The 16,936-nt window shown below is 72.9% G+C and carries 16 protein-coding genes; 2 read left to right on the top strand and 14 right to left on the bottom strand.

Going from position 1 to position 16,936, the window contains the following annotated elements; all coding sequences use genetic code 11:
* From O3S82_RS02070 to rfbB, 4 genes are all read right to left on the bottom strand, one after another.
* Window positions 1-612, bottom strand: a complete 612-nt coding sequence (locus tag O3S82_RS02070; protein ID WP_269305182.1) for a peptidylprolyl isomerase — start codon at window positions 610-612, stop codon at window positions 1-3.
* Window positions 613-635: 23 nt separating this feature from the next.
* The gene (locus O3S82_RS02065; protein WP_269305181.1) at window positions 636-986 is read right to left on the bottom strand and encodes a sterol carrier family protein; all 351 of its coding nucleotides are present in this window, start codon (window positions 984-986) and stop codon (window positions 636-638) included.
* A 100-nt stretch (window positions 987-1,086) separates the two neighbouring features.
* A complete protein-coding gene (locus tag O3S82_RS02060; protein ID WP_269305180.1) occupies window positions 1,087-2,388 on the bottom strand; it encodes a bifunctional dTDP-4-dehydrorhamnose 3,5-epimerase family protein/NAD(P)-dependent oxidoreductase in 1,302 nt (433 codons plus the stop codon).
* A gap of 9 nt (window positions 2,389-2,397) precedes the next feature.
* On the bottom strand, window positions 2,398-3,396 hold the full coding sequence (rfbB, locus tag O3S82_RS02055) for a dTDP-glucose 4,6-dehydratase (RefSeq protein ID WP_269305179.1): 999 nt from the start codon (window positions 3,394-3,396) through the stop codon (window positions 2,398-2,400).
* 64 nt (window positions 3,397-3,460) lie between these two features.
* On the opposite strand from rfbB, the gene rfbA reads away from it, so the two are divergent.
* On the top strand, window positions 3,461-4,324 hold the full coding sequence (gene rfbA, locus O3S82_RS02050; RefSeq protein ID WP_179426599.1) for a glucose-1-phosphate thymidylyltransferase RfbA: 864 nt from the start codon (window positions 3,461-3,463) through the stop codon (window positions 4,322-4,324).
* Here rfbA and O3S82_RS02045 read toward each other — a convergent pair.
* The 4 genes from O3S82_RS02045 to O3S82_RS02030 all read right to left on the bottom strand — a co-directional run bounded on the left by O3S82_RS02045 (window position 4,297) and on the right by O3S82_RS02030 (window position 11,823).
* On the bottom strand, window positions 4,297-6,456 hold the full coding sequence (locus O3S82_RS02045) for a CDP-glycerol glycerophosphotransferase family protein (RefSeq protein ID WP_269305178.1): 2,160 nt from the start codon (window positions 6,454-6,456) through the stop codon (window positions 4,297-4,299). The two genes, rfbA and O3S82_RS02045, sit on opposite strands and share 28 nt — an antisense overlap.
* A gap of 35 nt (window positions 6,457-6,491) precedes the next feature.
* Window positions 6,492-7,748 carry an HNH endonuclease signature motif containing protein gene (locus O3S82_RS02040; RefSeq protein ID WP_269305176.1) on the bottom strand — a complete coding sequence of 419 codons (1,257 nt, stop codon included), beginning with the start codon at window positions 7,746-7,748 and terminating at the stop codon, window positions 6,492-6,494.
* Window positions 7,749-7,822: 74 nt separating this feature from the next.
* Window positions 7,823-9,595 carry a glycosyltransferase family A protein gene (locus O3S82_RS02035; protein ID WP_269305174.1) on the bottom strand — a complete coding sequence of 591 codons (1,773 nt, stop codon included), beginning with the start codon at window positions 9,593-9,595 and terminating at the stop codon, window positions 7,823-7,825.
* A complete protein-coding gene (locus O3S82_RS02030) occupies window positions 9,592-11,823 on the bottom strand; it encodes a CDP-glycerol glycerophosphotransferase family protein (RefSeq protein ID WP_269305173.1) in 2,232 nt (743 codons plus the stop codon). The genes O3S82_RS02035 and O3S82_RS02030 overlap by 4 nt, the downstream gene beginning before the upstream one ends.
* Window positions 11,824-11,879: 56 nt before the next feature.
* On the opposite strand from O3S82_RS02030, the gene O3S82_RS02025 reads away from it, so the two are divergent.
* Window positions 11,880-13,586 (top strand): glycosyltransferase, encoded by a 1,707-nt coding sequence (locus O3S82_RS02025; protein ID WP_269305171.1) that lies wholly within the window; start codon window positions 11,880-11,882, stop codon window positions 13,584-13,586.
* Between the two features lie 95 nt (window positions 13,587-13,681).
* Here O3S82_RS02025 and O3S82_RS02020 read toward each other — a convergent pair whose 3' ends face one another.
* The 6 genes from O3S82_RS02020 to folE are packed head-to-tail and all read right to left on the bottom strand — an operon-like array spanning window position 13,682 to window position 16,931.
* Window positions 13,682-14,170, bottom strand: a complete 489-nt coding sequence (locus O3S82_RS02020; RefSeq protein ID WP_269305169.1) for a DUF3180 domain-containing protein — start codon at window positions 14,168-14,170, stop codon at window positions 13,682-13,684.
* Window positions 14,171-14,177: 7 nt separating this feature from the next.
* On the bottom strand, window positions 14,178-14,741 hold the full coding sequence (gene folK / locus O3S82_RS02015) for a 2-amino-4-hydroxy-6-hydroxymethyldihydropteridine diphosphokinase (protein ID WP_179426615.1): 564 nt from the start codon (window positions 14,739-14,741) through the stop codon (window positions 14,178-14,180).
* Window positions 14,738-15,112: a dihydroneopterin aldolase gene (gene folB / locus O3S82_RS02010; RefSeq protein WP_179426617.1), complete on the bottom strand. Its 375-nt coding sequence runs from the start codon at window positions 15,110-15,112 to the stop codon at window positions 14,738-14,740. Before folB ends, folK begins: the two co-directional genes overlap by 4 nt.
* On the bottom strand, window positions 15,109-15,516 hold the full coding sequence (locus tag O3S82_RS02005) for a nuclear transport factor 2 family protein (RefSeq protein ID WP_179426619.1): 408 nt from the start codon (window positions 15,514-15,516) through the stop codon (window positions 15,109-15,111). Before O3S82_RS02005 ends, folB begins: the two co-directional genes overlap by 4 nt.
* Complete coding sequence (folP, locus tag O3S82_RS02000) at window positions 15,509-16,360, bottom strand: dihydropteroate synthase (protein ID WP_269305166.1); 852 nt, start codon at window positions 16,358-16,360, stop codon at window positions 15,509-15,511. Before folP ends, O3S82_RS02005 begins: the two co-directional genes overlap by 8 nt.
* A gap of 7 nt (window positions 16,361-16,367) precedes the next feature.
* Window positions 16,368-16,931: a GTP cyclohydrolase I FolE gene (gene folE / locus O3S82_RS01995; protein ID WP_269305164.1), complete on the bottom strand. Its 564-nt coding sequence runs from the start codon at window positions 16,929-16,931 to the stop codon at window positions 16,368-16,370.
* Window positions 16,932-16,936 lie beyond the last annotated feature (5 nt).

Genomic DNA, 16,936 nt, shown 5'->3' with positions numbered 1-16,936 from the left:
TCAGGAGACCGACTCGATCACGACGTCGTTCTTCGGAGCGACGCCGTCCGCGCCGTTGCCCTCCTCGGCGATGGCGCGGGCGGCCTCCATCCCGGCCTCGTCGACCGTGCCGAAGACCGTGTAGGCGGCGGGCAGCGCGGCGTCCTCGAGGACGATGAAGAACTGCGAGCCGTTCGTGTCGGGGCCGCTGTTGGCCATGGCGAGCGTGCCGGCGAGGTAGGTCTCGTCGCCGGTCAGCTCGTCGTCGAAGCTGTAGCCGGGGCCGCCGGTACCCGTGGCGGACGGGTCGCCGCACTGCAGCACGAAGCCGGGCACGAGGCGGTGGCACTTCGTGCCGTCGAAGTAGCCCTGCTCGGCCAGCGACGCGAACGAGTTCACGGTGCACGGCGCGGTGTCGGGCGTGAGCGTGAGGCCGAAGTCGCCGCGGTTGGTCTTGACCGTGAGCTGCTCGGGGGCGAGCAGGTCGGACGGCGGGAGCTTCGCGTCCTTCGCGGCCGCGGACTCCTCGACGTACGAGCACTCGCTCGAGCCGGCGTCGGAGTCGGCGCCGCCTCCGCAGGCCGCGAGGAGCGGGAGGGCCAGGACCGACAGGAGCAGGAGTCGCACGCGCATGGGGAAGACCCTAGCGAGCGGCTTCAGGGGACGAGCGGCAGCAGTGGCGAGAGGTCGGATCGCTCGCCACTGGCCCGCACGGCCGCGTCGGCCCAGGCGAGCCGGCCGCGCGCGAGGGCGATCCAGGTCTCGGCGTCGGTCTCGACGACCGCCGGCGGGGTGCCGCGCGTGTGGCTCGCCCCGGCGATGCACTGGATCGCGGCGAACGGCGGGATGCGGACCTCGACGCTGTGCCCCGGCGCCTTGCGCTGGAGCAGGGCCAGCAGGTGCTTCGTGGCGGCCTTGAGGTCGGCGCGGTCGGCCTCGCCGGCGTCGATGCGCGCGCAGATCTGCGCGAACTCGGCGGGGTCGATCGGGGTCAGGGTGCGCGCCACCCGGTCACCCTATCCGGCCCACTGAACGAGGTTTCCTGTCACTTCACGGGGTTTGCGAACCTCGTGAAGTGACGGTTTCCCCGGTTAAGCGGGGAAACCGTCACTCCGGCAGCCGCAGCGCGGAGTGGCGGGGGCGGGGGGCGGCGGGGCGGCCGGCGAGGTACTCCTCGGTGCTGACGCCGCGGACGTCGGCGGGGTCGCGGCCCTCCTCGGCGAAGACCCGGCGCGCGATGTCGGCCCACGACTCCACCGGGCCGCGGCCCGTGACGTGGTGGATGCCGTACGGCGCCTCGGACCGCAGCAGGTCGACGATGCCCTCGGCCAGCACCGACGCGGGCGTCAGCCGGCCGTGCTGGTCGTTCACCACCGACGGCGAGACGCCCTCGCGCGCGAGCCGGCGCATCGTGTCGACGAAGTTCGCGCCCTCGCCCACGACCCAGCTGGTGCGCACGAGGTAGTGCCGCGGGACGACCGACGTCACCGCCTCGGTGGCCGCCTTCGTCTGGCCGTAGACGCCCAGCGGGGAGACGGGCTCGTCCACGCGGTGCTCCTCGACCGTGCCGTCGAAGACGTAGTCGCTCGAGACGTTGACGAACGTCAGGCCGCGGTCGTTCGCGATCCGCGCCATCGCGGCGACCCCGGTGACGTTGATCGCCCAGCACAGCCGCCGGCCCTCGGGCGTCTCGGCGCCGTCCACGTTCGTGTAGGCGGCGGCGTTGATCAGCGTGCCGACGCCGCTCCAGTCGATCGATTCGAGGGTCTCGGGGCGCGCGAGGTCGACCTCGGGGAGGTCGTGGAACTCGGCGTCGGGCAGCACCTGCTGCAGCGCCCGGCCGAGCTGGCCGCCCGCGCCGATCACGACCGTGCGTCGCGGCCCCATCGGGGCGACCTCGGCCAGCAGCGGGTGGGCGCGGTCCTTCTCGGACATCTCGCCCACCGGCAGCGGCCACGGGATCGCGACCTCGGGATCGAGCAGGTTGACGTTGGCGTAGACCGCGTCGGGGCTCCAGTGCTCGTTCACGAGGTACGAGTAGGCCGTGTCGTCGTCGAGCACCTGGAACGAGTTGGCGACCCCTCGCGGCACGAAGACGGCCGTGCGCGAATCGAGCTCGGTCCAGAAGGTGGCGCCGAAGGAGTCTCCCTCGCGCAGGTCGACCCACGCCCCGAACGCCCGGCCCGCCGCCACCGACACGTACTTGTCCCACGGCTCGGCGTGGATGCCGCGGATCGTGCCCGCGGCGGCGTTGAAGGAGACGTTCTGCTGCACCGGCCCGAAGTCGGGCAGGCCGGCCGCGACCATCCGCTCGCGCTGCCAGTTCTCCTTGAACCAGCCGCGGTTGTCCTCGTGCACGTCCAGGTGCACCACCAGCAGGCCGGGGACGGGTGTCGTCTCGATCCTCATCGCGCTCCCCTACTGGCCCAGCGCCGCGTACTTGGCCTCGGTGGCCGCCTTCGCGGGCCGCCACCAGTCCTCGTGGTCGCGGTACCACTGCACGGTGTCGGCGAGTCCCGCCGAGAAGTCGGCGAAGCGCGGCGTCCAACCGAGCTCGGTGCGCAGCTTCGTCGAGTCGATCGCGTACCGCAGGTCGTGACCCGCCCGATCGGTGACGTGGTCGAAGTCGTCGGGCTCGCGACCGAACAGCGCCAGCAGCGCCTCGACCACCTCGCGGTTCGACCGCTCCCCGTCGGCGCCGATCAGGTAGGTCTCGCCCAGGCGGCCGCGCTCGAGGATCGTCAGGACGGCGGCGTTGTGGTCGTCGACGTGGATCCAGTCGCGCACGTTGAGGCCCTCGCCGTAGAGCCGCGGCCGCACGCCGTCGATGAGGCCCGTGATCTGGCGCGGGATGAACTTCTCGAGGTGCTGCCACGGCCCGTAGTTGTTGGAGCAGTTCGAGATCGTCGCGCGCACCCCGAACGACCGCACCCATGCCCGCACCAGCAGGTCCGAGCCGGCCTTCGTGGACGAGTACGGGCTCGACGGGTTGTAGGGGGTCGACTCGGTGAAGCGCTGCGGGTCGTCGAGCTCGAGGTCGCCGTAGACCTCATCGGTGGAGATGTGGTGGTAGCGCACGTCGTGGGCGCGGACGGCCTCGAGCAGCGTGTACGTGCCGACGATGTTGGTGTCGAGGAACGGCCGCGGCCCGACGAGCGAGTTGTCGTTGTGCGACTCGGCGGCGAAGTGGACCACCGCATCGGCGTCGGTCACGAGCGAGTGGACCAGCTCGGCGTCGGCGACGTCGCCGACCACGAGGCGCACCCGGTCCTCGGGCAGCCCGGCGAGCGACTCACGGCTGCCTGCGTAGGTCAGCTTGTCCAGGACGGTGACGTGGTCGTCGGTGTGCTCCACCACGTGGCGGACGAAGTTGGACCCGATGAAGCCGGCTCCCCCGGTGACCATCAGTCGGCGCATGGGGCCGAGCGTAACGCTGATCGAACCCCCTCCGGGGCGGTCTTGGCCACAGTAGGGTGCACCCATGCGCGGCATCATCCTGGCCGGAGGAACCGGATCGCGGCTGCACCCGATCACGCTCGGGGTCAGCAAGCAGCTGGTGCCCGTCTACGACAAGCCGATGATCTACTACCCGCTGTCGACCCTCATGGCCACGGGCATCCGCGACATCCTGGTGATCACGACGCCCCACGACGCCGAGGCGTTCCAGCGCCTGCTCGGCGACGGGTCGCGGTTCGGGATCAACCTGACGTACGCGCAGCAGCCGTCGCCCGACGGCCTCGCGCAAGCGTTCCTCATCGGTGCCGACCACATCGGCGACCAGGGCTCAGCGCTGGTCCTGGGCGACAACATCTTCTACGGTGCGGGCCTCGGCACGAACCTGCAGCGCTTCGACCAGACCGTCGGCGCCGCGGTGTTCGGCTACCACGTGGCCAACCCGCGGGCCTACGGCGTCGTGGAGTTCGACGCCGAGGGGCGGGCGATCTCCCTGGAGGAGAAGCCGAGCGTCCCGCGCAGCAACTACGCCGTGCCGGGCCTGTACTTCTACGACGACACGGTGGTCGAGCGCGCCCGCGCGCTGCGGCCGTCCGCGCGAGGCGAGCTGGAGGTCACCGATCTCAACCGCACGTACCTCGACGAGGGCACGCTGCAGGTGGAGGTGCTGCCGCGCGGCACCGCCTGGCTCGACACCGGCACATTCGACGACCTCGCCGACGCGGGCGCGTTCGTCCGCACGATCGAGAAGCGGCAGGGGCTGAAGGTCTCGTGCCCCGAGGAGATCGCGTGGCGGCTGGGCTGGCTCTCCGACGAGCAGCTGGCCGAGCTGGCCCGCCCCCTTGTGAAGAGCGGCTACGGCGGCTACCTGCTGGGGCTGCTCGGCTCCTGAGGTCCCAGCCACGCGTCGACCACGCGCGCGGCGGCGTGGCCGTCGTCGAGCGGGGCGTACCGCTGGCGGAACGCGCGCGCCTGGTCCGACGAGGGTCCCGCGAGCGCCTCGATCACCTGGTCGGTGGAGGTCGCGATCGGTCCCGGCGGCGTCTCCTGGAGGTCGAGGTAGAAGCCGCGGTCGTCGCGGTACTCCTCCACGTCGGGCACGAGCAGCACCTGGGGCCGCTCGGTGACGGCGAAGTCGAACATCACCGAGGAGTAGTCGGTGACGAGCACGTCGGCGGCGGCGAGCAGCGCCGTGATGTCGGGGTGCGCGGTGACGTCGAGGACGCCGGGTGAGCTGATCCGGCCTCGCCCCGCCGCGGCGTTGCTGTGGCTGCGGAGCAGGACGGTGGCGCCGGTGCGCTCGTGCACCCGCGCCGCGTCGAGGTGCGACACGAAGGCGCGGCGGCCCTGCTCGGTGCGGGCGGTGTCGCGCCACGTGGGGGCGTACAGGACGACGCGCTCGTCGCCGAGCCCGAGCGCCTCGCGCGTGGACTGCCGCAGGAGATCGGCCCCCTCTCCGGCGAGCGCGTCGTTGCGCGGGTAGCCCTCGAGGATGACCCGGCCGTCGAAGCCGAGCGCCTGCGGCAGCACGCCTGCGGCGAAGGAGTTCTGCGCGAGCAGCGCCTCCCACGCGCCGGCCTCGCGCGCCATCGCCGCGGTGTAGCCGGCCGAGAGCCGCGGCGAGGCGATGTCGCGGCCGATCCGCTTGAGCGGGGTGCCGTGCCAGGTCTGGAGGTAGCGCTGACCCTCGCGGAAGCGGACGTAGTGCGGGAACTCCGCATTGTTGACGAGGTACCTCGCGTGGGTGAACGCGTCGTGCCACTCGCGGGAGTGCAACAGGATCGGACGGGAGCCCTCGGGCACGGCGACGGAATGGTCGGTGACGACGAAGTCGACGGGGATGCCGCGACGGACCAGCTCACGCGCGACGGGTGCCACGCTGTCGCCGGCACCGCTGCCGCCGAAGCACATGGCGACGGCACGGTCGCGCAGCGGACCGGCGTTCTCGCGGACCTCGTCGAGGAGGAGTCGCTGACGACGGCGGCCCCGGTCCTCCACGGGGATCGGGTTCCTGACGACGAGGGCGACGCCGGGCTCGCCGGAGGTCCAGCCGCGTGCCGTGACGAGCAGGTCGACGAGGTCGATCGCCCGCTCGGTCAGGGGCAGCGCCAGCGCTGCCGGGTCGGCGAGGTCGAGGGGCACGTCGGCGGTGACGGCGAAGCGACCGGCGGGGATGGTGGCGGCCGCACCGAACCGGTCGACGCGGGCGTCGAGGTGCAGTGGGGACGGCCCGCCTCCCCAGGCCTCGGAGACGGCCGCCACGGTCAGCTCGTGGTCGCCGGCGGCGAGGCGGACGCCGGACGCGGTGGGGACGACGGCGAGGGGCACGGCTCCGTCGAGCGCGGGCACGACGACCTCGGCCGTGCGGACGACCTGGTCGGACGTGACCGTGACGGTGAGGGTGATCGGCTGGCTACGGTCGAGGCCGATCGCGGTCCACCAGGACGCGCCGGTCTGGTCGGCCCACCGCTCCCCGCTCTCGGCGTCGGCGACCGGGTCGGGCCGCATCGTGACGTCCGCCTCGACGGTGCCGTCGCTCGTCGTCGCGGTCACCGTGACGGTGTCGGCGTCGGGGTCGAAGGCGAGGCCGGAGATGAAGCTGGTGCCGGCGACGTACACGGGCGACGAGCCGGCGGCCTCGACGGTGACGCGGAGGGCGAGGTCGTGCTCCTGCGCGGCGAGCAGCCAGCCGGGAACCTCGATGCCCTCGCCGAGGTCGATGCGATGCGTGCCGCGATGGACGAGGAACGAGGGCCCGTGGACGGTGCGCGACTCTGCCAGCCGGTCCACGGTCTCGCGGTCGCCGTGCGCGGCCGCGTAGAGGGCCGCGCGGTCGCGGACGGGCAGGTCGAGCCAGTCGGCGCGGTTCCAGGTGGCGGCTCCGGACTCGACCTCGGCGACGAGGGCCCGCCATTGCTGGGCGTCGAGCCGGAAGGCGGTGCGCACGCGCTTGGCGAGGGCCGGCGGCGACGGGGCGTCGCCGTGCCGGCGCAGCCGCTGCACGATCCTGCGCACGAGATCCATCCGGTCAACCTACCGATCGGTGGGCGCGGGTCGGGTCACCCGGTGAGGCTCAGGGGTCGGTAGTGGTGGTTGCGTCGCCAGGGCTCGCCGGGACGCCGGCGAAACTCGACGATCTGGTCGGTGGGATGGAGTCGGAGATCCCAGTCGCGGTCGTGCACCTCGTGGTGGTGGCGTGAGCAGAGCAGCACCCCGTCGTCGACGGTGGTGGGACCGCCGCGTGACCACGGCACGAGGTGGTGGCTCTCGCACCAGCCGGGTGACCGGTCGCAGCCGGGGAAGGCACAGCCGAGGTCGCGCTGCGCCAGTGCCCGTCGCTGGGCGACGGAGTGGAGCCGCTCCTCGCGCCCGAGGTCGAGGACCTGGGACTCGCCGCTCAGCACCAGGGGCAGGATGCCCGCGTCGCAGGCGAGACGCCGGAGCTGGCCGGCGGAGACGGCCGTGCCGTGCTCGGTGACCCCGGCGCGGTCGGTGGCGCCTCGCAGGCTGGCCTCGTCGACCGTGACGACGAGCGTGGCCGGCACGCCGCCGTGGTTGCCGAAGCCGTCCTTCGGCAGGTGGCGCACGAGCCGGACGAACGCCTCGCCCTGGGCGCGCCGACGATCGATGACGCCGTCCTGCTTGCGGGGCGCCGTGGCGGAGTCCATGAGGGAGCGCAGGAGGTCGCCCGTGACGGCGTCGACCTCGAAGCCGCCCTTGACCAGGCCGGTGGCGGGATCGGGTCGGGTCATCCAGAACGAGGCCTCGGCGGCCTGCTGGCGCTCCTCGCGGTCGAGGAGCTGGTTCTCGATCGCGTCGGCGCGGCGCACGTCGACGACCTCGACCGCGCGGCGGGCCTTGCGGCGCAGCTGCTCGAGCGGGAGGTCGGGCGCGGCCGCGGTGAGGTCGGACTCGACGGCGCGCCGCTCGTCGGTGGTGAGGTCGGCCGGAAGGCCTTGGAGGGCGTCGGTGACGATGCGGGCCTTGTCGGCCGACATTCCGTCGCGACCGAGCGCCTCGCGCAGCACGGGCGCGGTCTCGAGCTGCTGGGCCAGGCGGACCTGCTGGGCCGCCTCGCGACGCGAGACCCCGGCCTCCCGGGCGACGAGCGCGGCCATCGAGATCTCCCCGGCCGCACGGTGCGCCTCGGCGCGGGAGGCCTCGGCCATGGCCGCGAGCCCCAGCGCCGTGGCCTTGCGGACGAGGTCCTGCGCCAGCCGGTTCAGTCGCACCAGCTCGTCGGCGGTGAGCTCGGTCAGGTCGCACGCCAGCGCCGCGTCGAGAGCCCGCGGCCCCGACTCGATCTGACTGAACACCCGATGCATGCGTCCCCCGACGACCCTCGAACTGATGTTCGGAGTCTACCGCATTGGGCCCAACACAACAAGCATCAATCCGGGCTCGATGCGTGGTCGCGCTGCCACCAGAAGGTCAGCTGCTCGCGCGGCACCTGCGGCTGCACGACCACCTTCAGCCGGCGCGGCCCGCCGAGCGCGAGGTACCCCTGCCGGTCCCCCAGCTCGACGTCCCACGGCAGCTGCAGCGCGAGCGACTGGTCGACGAGGCCGTGCACCTCGTGCTCGCCGATCTCGGTCGGGATCTCGATCGCTGCGGGGTCCTTCAGGTCGCCCTCCCACGGCACGACCTCGTCGATCGTCAGCGCCCACGGCTCCTCGCCCGTCAGAGCGACGTCGCCAGCCCGCTGGCGGATCGCGGCCGAGCCCGTCGGATCGATCCGGGTGACGACCTCTCGACGCGTTCGTCCGCGATGTGTCACCTCCAGCACGAGCTCCGACGAGTCGACGTCGTCGAGGTCGGGCAGCTCCAGCTCGAGATCCCAGACGCTGTCCTCGTTGCTGCGGCGGGTGGTGCGGACCCGATGGCCGATGAACTCCGCGGAGGGCGCCACGGTGAACTCGCGCTCCCAGCCCGTGATGTCGCGCAGCCAGGCACGACACGTCGGTGCATCGCCGTCGACATGGCGCAGCCACGCGGCGACCGTCAGGCGCAGGCCGGACTCGTCGAGGTGCGCCCGCAGGATCGTCGCGTCGAGCGGCGTCTGCCGCTGCGACAGGACACGCGCCTCGTCGGGCACGTCCGGGTCGCCCGTGAAGGGAAAGACCAGCGCGGGCTCCCCACCCACCTCGTCCGATCGGAGCGAGGCGAGCTCGAACCCGCCTTGCTCGACGAACGTCGCGACGTCGGACGCGCGTCCGGCCCGCAGCAGTGCGTAGACGACCCGCGCCTCGGCCGGTGCCTCGGCGAGATCGAGGTCCGGCTCCGCCAGCAGGTCGAGCGCCCCGCGGAGCAGCCGCTCGCGGTACCCCTCGTCCTCGACCTTCGCGAGCGTGCGGAGGTACCGCGGCACGTCGTTCGACAGCACCTGCGAGGCGCGCGCGGCGCGGGCACCGGGCACAGTGTCGAGCGCATCGAGACTCAACGCGATCGCGTCGAAGAACGCGCCGATGGACCGCTCGGTGGCCTCACGCGTGATGGAGCCGGGCCGCACCCGCCAGAGGTACGTCGGGTACGGCACGAGGTCGATGCGATCGGCCGCCGCGAACGCCCGCGCCGTGACCTCCTGGTCCTCGTAGAGGACGCCCTCGCGGAACGCCAGACCGGCACGGTCCCAGAAGGAACGGCGATACACCTTCGACCACGCCGTCGCCTGCGCCAGGATCTCGGGGTGCTCGTGCGCGACGACCGTGCTCGTGCGCTCGTCGTAGAACTCGGCGACCCAGGGCGGCGTGGGACTGATGGATCCCAGGTCGCGGAACTGCTGGTACGGCAGCAGCGCATAGTCCGCACTCGTCCTCTGCAAGGAGTCCAGCGCTTCCCACAGACCGATCGCGTTCACCCGGTCGTCGGAATCGACGAACGTCAGGTACGGCGCCGTGGCGTGCTCGATGCCGGTCATGCGCGCTGCGCTCAGACCACCGTTCGGGCGGGTCACGACCGTCACCCGAGCATCGCGGCGGGCGTGCTTCCGCGCGATCTTCGCACTGCCGTCCGGCGACCCGTCGTCGACCACGATGACCTGGAACGGCGCCTCCGGCTGTTCGAGGATCGACTCCAGGCACTCCGCCAGGTACTCCTCGACGTCGTACACCGGCACGATCACGCTCAGCAGCGGCTCGGGAGCCGCCTTGCGGAACAGCCTCACCCGTCCCACCCGAGCAGCCCGTCGACGGCGCGCTCGGCGGCGTGCCCGTCGTGGAACCGGTTGAACCGCTGGTTGAACGCGGCATACGCCTCGGCGTACTCGGAGCTCCACGCGGTGTCGCGCACGAGTGCCGCCAGCTCGCCGGAGTCACGCACGACCGGACCGGGTGCGGACTCCTCGAACGGGAACAGGAAGCCGCGCAGCTCCTGCTCGTACTTCTCCAGGTCGGGGACGAAGAAGATCATCGGCTTGCCGGTGATCGCGTAGTCGAACCGCACCGACGAGTAGTCGAGGATCGCGAGGTCGGAGGCCAACACGAGGTCGTTGATCTCGGGGTGGTCCGTGACGTCGACGACGCCTCCCCCGCTGCCGTGGCGCTGGTCGGACCGGGCGACGGAATGGTGGCTGCGCTGCAGCACGACGACGTCGTCGCCGAGCTCCTCGGCGAGCGCCTTCACGTCGAGCAGGCCGGGATCGGCCGACGTGTTGTCGCCGCGCGACAGGTCCTCGCGCCACGTGGTGGCGTGCAGGACCGCCACTTGGTCGTCGCGGATGCCGAGCAGGCGGCGCGTCGCGCGGCGCGCCTCGTCGGCGTCGTCGGCCAGCAGCGAGTCGGTGCGCGGCAGACCGTGGTCGAACGCCGGCCCCTCCCAGTTGTAGGCCTCGCGGTAGAACTCCGCCGCCTCGGGATAGGGCAGTGCGATCACGTGCCAGTAGGCGGAGCGGCGCTCGGTGGCCTCGTACTGCGCCTTCCACGGCGCCATCCGGCGCGCGAAGTCGGGCCGTCCCATGCGCTTGAAGGGCTGGCCGTGGAAGGTCTGCAGGTAGACCTGGCCCGGCCGCAGGCGCGTGTACGTGCCGACCTCGGTGTTCTTCACGAGGTACTTCGAGGCGGCGAGCGCCGAGTACCACTCGCGGGTGCCGGCCACCACGCGCTTGGCGCCCTCGGGCAGCGGCACGGAGTGGTCGACCGCGCCCCAGTAGAGCCGCATCCGCGGGTCGCGGCGGTGCAGCTCGCGGTGGATCGCGGCCTGGCTGTCGGTGGCGACCTCGGCCCAGTAGCACTGGAACATCGCGGCGCGGGCGTCCACGTCGACCTCGAGCGCCGCGTAGGCCTCGCGCAGGTCGCGCTGCCCGTACATCGCGTTCTCGTCGCGCTGCCGCGGCTTGATGAGGCGCAGACCCACGTCGGTGGTGTGGCCGACGAGAGGTCCGTCCTCGAGGTCGGTGGGCCAGCCGGCGAGGTCGGCCGAGAGCGGCAGCGCGTCGCCCTGGGACACGACGGCGTAGTCGCCGACGGGCAGCGGCAGGGCGCCACGGCCCCAGCGCTCGGCGGTGGCCGGGAAGACGGCCCGGAAGCTCGAGCCGAGGCGAGCGAACTCGGTGGCCTCCAGCGTCACCGACGCGGACTCCAGCGTCGGCGCGGCATCGAGGCCGCGGCCGTTGACGACGATCGTGCCGCGCTCCAGCGAGATCGTGTCGACGGCCGGTCCGATCGGGTCGGGCGCGGCGACGAGGCCCACTCGACCGGTGGCGGTGCGGCCGGCGAGCCGGACCTCCACCTCGACCTCGAGCGCCTGCTCGGGACCGAGCCGCGAGAGCGCCACGTCGACGGCCCAGGTGCTGCGGTCGTAGGTCTCGCGCCAGGTCGCGGCGCCGCCGCGGTGTCCGGAGGTCTCCCCCGTCCACTCGGCGCGGACGCCCGGCGTGAGGACGGTCAGCTCGGGAACGGCGCCCGGGACGTCGATGTGCGCGAAGCCGGCCCGGAACACGGCCTCGAAGCGGTCGCCGACGACGCGCGACCGGACGACCTCGCCGGCGAACCGGGTCTCGGAGTCGGCCAGCACGAACGCCTCGCGCGGGATGCTCGGGTCGTCCCAGCCGGGCAGGTGGGCGACGGGCTCGCCCTCGTGCACGCCCGCGGCGAACTGGCGCACGTCGGTCAGTCCGAGGTTCAGCGCCGCGTGCAGGGCGTCGAGGTCGTCGTGCTCGAGGTGGTGCAACGCGACCTTCGCCCAGGACGGCAGCCGGCGCACGAGCTGCGTGCGGTCGACGCCGTGGAGGAGCTCGGGGAGCCGGGCGAGGAGGTCGGCCTCCACGCTGCCGTCGACGTCCTTCGGCAGCCGGCGCACGAGCGGCGGCAGCTCCTTCGCGAGCACGTCGAGGGGCTTCGCCGGACCCGTCGCGAGGTCCAGCACCCGCCGCGAGAGCGACCGCAGCCTGCCCATGTCACCTACGCCTTCGACGAACATCCCGGACGGCGTCGATGCTATACGCTCGCCGCGTGTCGCCTTCCCCTGCAGCACCGGGCGCGCCCGCCGCGGCCTTCCCCGACGGAGCCTGGTTCTCGGTCGTGGGCAACGTGCGGCTCGGCGCCGGCGGCCAGACCCGCATGGTGCTGCTGCGCCACCGGCTCTTCCTCGCCGCCGGGCTCGACTTCCCGATCCTGACCTACAACCCCGTGCCGTCGTACGAGCCGATCCGGGCGGGCCTGCGCGCCGACGGACTGCTGCTGCCCGAGAGCCGGCTGCTCAACCTCCACGAGGACCTCCGTGAGCGCGACCTGGGCGCGCTGCCCGCGGTCGAGGCTGCCCCCGTGCCCGCGCCCGCCCGGACCGAGGACGACGCCGAGGACGGCTACGTGTGGCGCCGCCGTCACCTCGACGCCGACGGCACCGAGACCACGTGGGAGTACCTGCGCCCCGACGGCACGACCTACGCCTTCACCCCGCCTGACGTCATGGACGGCGACACCCGCGTGCTCGACCGCGACGGCCGCGTCGTCCTGGCGGGCGACGGGCTCGGCGCGCTGTGGCGGTGGTGGACGCGTCAGCTGGCCCCCGCCGGCGGTGCCGTGTTCCTGGTGAGCGACAGCCGGTTCGTCGCCGAGGAGCTCGGCCTGCTGGACGACCCGCGCTTCGTGCTCATGCACCAGATGCACAACCCACACCTGCGCGGCGACCGGCGCTGGGACTCCCCGCTGGAGCCCTCGTACGCCTCGTCGCTGGAGCACGTCGACCGGTTCGACGCGATCAACACCCTCACCGAGCGCCAGCGCCACGACCTGCGGCTGCGCTTCGGCGACCTCCCGCAGTTCCACGTGGTGGCCAACCCGGTGGAGGCCGTGGAGCCGCCGTCGCCCGCGCCCGCCCGCGTGCCCGGGCGGATCGTCGTCATCGCGCGGCTGCACCCGCAGAAGCAGCTCGACCGCGCGATCGACGCCTTCGCGCTCGTGGCGCCGCGCCACCCCACGGCCACGCTGGAGATCTACGGCGACGGCGACGAGGAGGAGGCGCTGCGCGCCCGTGCCGCGAAGCGCGACGTGGCCGACCGCGTGGTCTTCCACGGGCACGTCGCGGACGCGGCCGAGCGGCTCTGGGAGGCCGACCTCGCGTGGCTCACGAGCCGCTTCGAGGGCTACGGGCTGTTCATCCTCGAGGCGCGCATGCGCGAGTGCCCCGTGCTGGCGTTCGACGTGCCGTACGGCCCGGCCGAGCAGATCGAGTCGGGCGTCGACGGCGTGCTGGTGCCGCCGGGCGACGCCGCCCGCCTGGCCCACGCCACCCTCGACCTGCTGGCCGACCGCGAGCGGCTCGAGTCGATGCGCCCCCGCGCCCGCGCCGGGGCCATCGCGCACGGACACGAGTCGTTCCTGGCCGACTGGGCCGAGGTCGCGCGCGACGCGCTCGCCCGCAAGGACTCGCGCGTGCGCCTACGGGGTGTGACGGCCACGTTCGACGGCCGCACGGCCCGGCTCGAGGTCGACGGCGACGGCGATCTCGGTGAGGTCACGCTGCGCTGGCAGGCCTGGCAGCAGGGCGACGACGCCCCGGCCGACCTCACCACCTCGGTGCAGCGCGACGGCGCCACCTTCACGATCAGCGCCGCACGAGCGCCCAAGGGCGCCCACGAGCGGCTCCTGCTGACTTGGCGCAACGCCACGTGGCAGCACGACGTGCCGCCGCCGCGCAGGTTCTGGCGTCGGCGGTGAGTCCTCAACCCCTCGCTCGCTTCGGCGGTGAGCACTCAACCGAATGAGGGCACCGTTCGGTTGACCGGTCACCGCTCCTCCAGACGGACGAAGGCTCAGGCGGGTGAGGGACCGACCTCGGTGGTGGTCTCCTCGTCGTCGCCCGACGGGAGCCGGCAGGCCCACTCCAGGCACAAGGCGGCGACGAGCAGCAGCAACGCTGCACCGGCGGCGGCAGCGGCACGCCAGAAGCGCAGCTCGCCGAGCTCGGTGGACGAGCCCAGGTAGGCCAGTGCGTAGCCCGCGTAGCCGCCCGTGAAGACGCCGCCGACGAGGACCGCGGCCTTGGCCAGCGCGACGAGTCGGATGGCGTGGTGGGCGGTGAAGCGGCGCTTGTCGCGGTGCAGGCGCTGCCACGTGCCCCACGCGAGGGCGCCGACGGCGATGGCCCCGCAGAGCAGGACGATCGCGGCGCCCCAGCCGGGGACGGGCGGCGACGTGCCGTCGAGGCGGACGGCCAGCGGCGGCAGCAGCCGGCCGACCACGAGACCCGACGCGACGAGCAACGCGACGTAGAGCGGCGAGCTGCGCCGGGCCTTCCTCATCGGGACGTCACAGGATGATCTCGACGTCCTCGCGCTTGGTGACGCCCGAGGTGTCGATGCCGGACAGGAGGTCGGCGACGAAGCCGTGCCCGGGGATCTCGCCCTCGGGGTCGATCTCGAGCCACGGCACGAGCACGAAGCCGCGCTCGTGGGCCCGCGGGTGCGGCAGCACGAGGGAGTCGTCGTTGGCGATGCGGTCGCCCACGACGATGATGTCGACGTCGAGGGTGCGCGGGGCGCCCGGCTCGCTGCGCTCGCGCTCGAACGCGTCCTCGATCGCCAGCGCGCGGTCGAGCAGCGTGTGGACCGTGAGGGTCGTGTCGATCAGCACCACGGCGTTGAGGAACGCTCCGGAGCCCTCGGGCGCGCCGACGGGCTCGGTCTCGTAGACCGACGAGATCGCGACGACGGTCACCTCGGGGGTGTCCTCCAGCGCGGAGACGGCGCCCTGCAGGCGGCCGGCACGATCGCCGAGGTTCGAGCCGATCGACAGGACGGCCTGACGGATGGGTCGCATGCCCCCGGTCATCGTGTCGGCGTCGAGTTCGTACGGCGTGGGTGCTTCGGTCACAGCTTGCTCCGCTCCATCGTCACGGTGACGTCAGTGAACGCCACCTCGATCGGCGCCTCGGGCTTGTGCACCGTCACGCTGACCCAGCGGACGGGCTCGTGGCCCAGACACGCCCTCACTATACGGAGGGCCAACGTCTCGATGAGATCCACGGGGTCGCCCGTGATGATCGCGTGCACCTGCTCGGCGAGTTCGCCGTAGTGCACGGTGCGCGTCAGGTCGCCGGACTCGGCGGCGGGCTGCAGGTCGACCGACAGCACGAGGTCGACCACGAAGGTCTGTCCGTCCCGTCGTTCGTGGTCGAACACGCCGTGGTGGCCGACGGCGGACAGGCCGCGCAGCTCGATGCGGTCGCCCTGGTGCTCGGTCATGCGTCCTCCGGTTCGATCAGCGGCGAGGCGTGCCGCGCGAAGAACCGCCAGCGTCCCGCATCGCGGACGAGCACGCTCGTGGCGACGGCCTTGCCGCCGTTGAACGACTCGACCGAGCCCGCGTCGGACAGGATGTTCTCGGTGCACACCACGACCGCGGTGGTGGGGTCGGTGGCCGGCAGCAGCGTGACCTCGACGTCGGTCAGGAAGAACTGGATGTACCCGACGCCCGCCATCAGGACGGTCCACGACCGCAGGATCGGGCCGGTGCCGCTCAGCGGCTGCGCGCCGGGGTGCACGCAGGTGGTGGCGACGTCGTCGACCCACAGCGAGGCCATGAGGTCGACGTCGCCCGTCTCGATCGCGTCGTAGAAGGCGCGGTGGGCCGCGAGGACGTCAGCCACGGCCGGCCTCGCTGCGCAGCCGGGCGGCCACGCGGACGGCGTCGGCGCTCGGGCGGGGGTCGTGGACGCGCACGCCCCACGCGCCGGACAGCGCCGCGAGGGTGCTCAGGGCGGCCGTGGCGTCCTCGCGACCGTCGACCGGGCGCGGACCGACGGAGTCCGCCAGCAGCGCGCCGAGGAAGCCCTTGCGGCTGGCCGCGACGAGCAGGGGCCGGCCGAGGTCGGTGAAGCGGTCGAGGTGCGCGAGCAGCGTCCAGTTCTGGTCACCGGTCTTGCTGAAGCCCAGGCCCGGGTCGAGGATCACGCGCTCGGGGTCGACACCGGCCTCGCAGACGGCGGCGTACTGCTCGCGCAGCTCGCCCACGACGTCCTCGACCACGTCGGTGTAGTCGGTGTGCTGCTGCATGCGGTCGGAGTGGGCGCGCCAGTGCATCACGACGAACGGCACCTCGGCATCGGCCACGAGGGGCACCATCTGCGGGTCGGCGCGGCCGCCCGAGACGTCATTGACGATCGCGGCGCCCGCCTCGATCGACTGGCGCGCGGTCTCGGCCCACATGGTGTCGACCGAGACGACGACCCCCGCGTCGGCCAGGCGGCGCACGACGGGCACGACCCGGCGCAGCTCCTCGTCGCGGTCGACCGGCAGGGCGCCCGGGCGCGTGGACTCGCCGCCCACGTCGACGAGATCCGCCCCGCGGCGGACGAGGTCGAGCCCGTGCTCGACGGCGGCGCCGGGGTCGAACCACCGGCCGCCGTCGGAGAACGAGTCCGGCGTGACGTTGACGACGCCCATCACGACGCACCGGTCCTGCGGCAGGCCGGGGATCGGGGGCGTCACCATGGGGAGCTCACCGGGTGATGAGGTTCATCGCCTCGGCGCGCGTGGCGGGGTCGAGCAGCTGGCCCCGCACGGCGCTGGTGATGGTGCGGGCGCCGGCCTTGGCGACGCCCCGCATCGTCATGCACAGGTGCTCGGCCTCGACGACCACGATGACGCCCTCGGGGTCGAGGACGTCGACCATCGCCTCGGCGACCTGCGTGGTGAGGCGCTCCTGCACCTGCAGGCGGCGGGCGTAGACGTCGACGAGCCGCGCCAGCTTCGACAGGCCCGTGACGTGGCCGGTCTCGCCGGGGATGTAGCCGATGTGCGCGACGCCGAAGAAGGGCACCATGTGGTGCTCGCACATGCTCCACAGCTCGATGTCGCGGACGAGGACGAGCTCGCGGTGACCGACCTCGAAGACGGCCGAGAGCACCTCCTTGGCGTCCTGGTCGTACCCGCGCAGCAGCTCGGCGTACGACCGCGCGACGCGCGCGGGGGTGTCCTCGAGGCCGTCGCGGTCGGGGTCCTCTCCGATGGCCGCGAGCAGCTCGCGGACGGCTGCCTCGGCTCGGGGCTGGTCGACGGACACGGCCG

The organism is Aeromicrobium sp. HA (genome assembly GCF_027171405.1).
Lineage (GTDB): Bacteria > Actinomycetota > Actinomycetes > Propionibacteriales > Nocardioidaceae > Aeromicrobium > Aeromicrobium tamlense.
Note: the sequence above shows the minus strand (reverse complement) of the source record. Positions and strands in the feature narration are given on the sequence as shown.

Coding starts and splice junctions, on each gene's coding strand:
- O3S82_RS02070 (WP_269305182.1), bottom strand. CDS start 612: ATGCGCGTGCGACTCCTGCTCCTGTCGGTCCTGGCCCTCCCGCTCCTC.
- folP (WP_269305166.1), bottom strand. CDS start 16,360: ATGGTGACGCCCCCGATCCCCGGCCTGCCGCAGGACCGGTGCGTCGTG.
- folB (WP_179426617.1), bottom strand. CDS start 15,112: ATGACCGAGCACCAGGGCGACCGCATCGAGCTGCGCGGCCTGTCCGCC.
- rfbA (WP_179426599.1), top strand. CDS start 3,461: ATGCGCGGCATCATCCTGGCCGGAGGAACCGGATCGCGGCTGCACCCG.
- O3S82_RS02045 (WP_269305178.1), bottom strand. CDS start 6,456: ATGGATCTCGTGCGCAGGATCGTGCAGCGGCTGCGCCGGCACGGCGAC.
- O3S82_RS02060 (WP_269305180.1), bottom strand. CDS start 2,388: ATGAGGATCGAGACGACACCCGTCCCCGGCCTGCTGGTGGTGCACCTG.
- rfbB (WP_269305179.1), bottom strand. CDS start 3,396: ATGCGCCGACTGATGGTCACCGGGGGAGCCGGCTTCATCGGGTCCAAC.
- O3S82_RS02020 (WP_269305169.1), bottom strand. CDS start 14,170: ATGAGGAAGGCCCGGCGCAGCTCGCCGCTCTACGTCGCGTTGCTCGTC.
- O3S82_RS02030 (WP_269305173.1), bottom strand. CDS start 11,823: ATGGGCAGGCTGCGGTCGCTCTCGCGGCGGGTGCTGGACCTCGCGACG.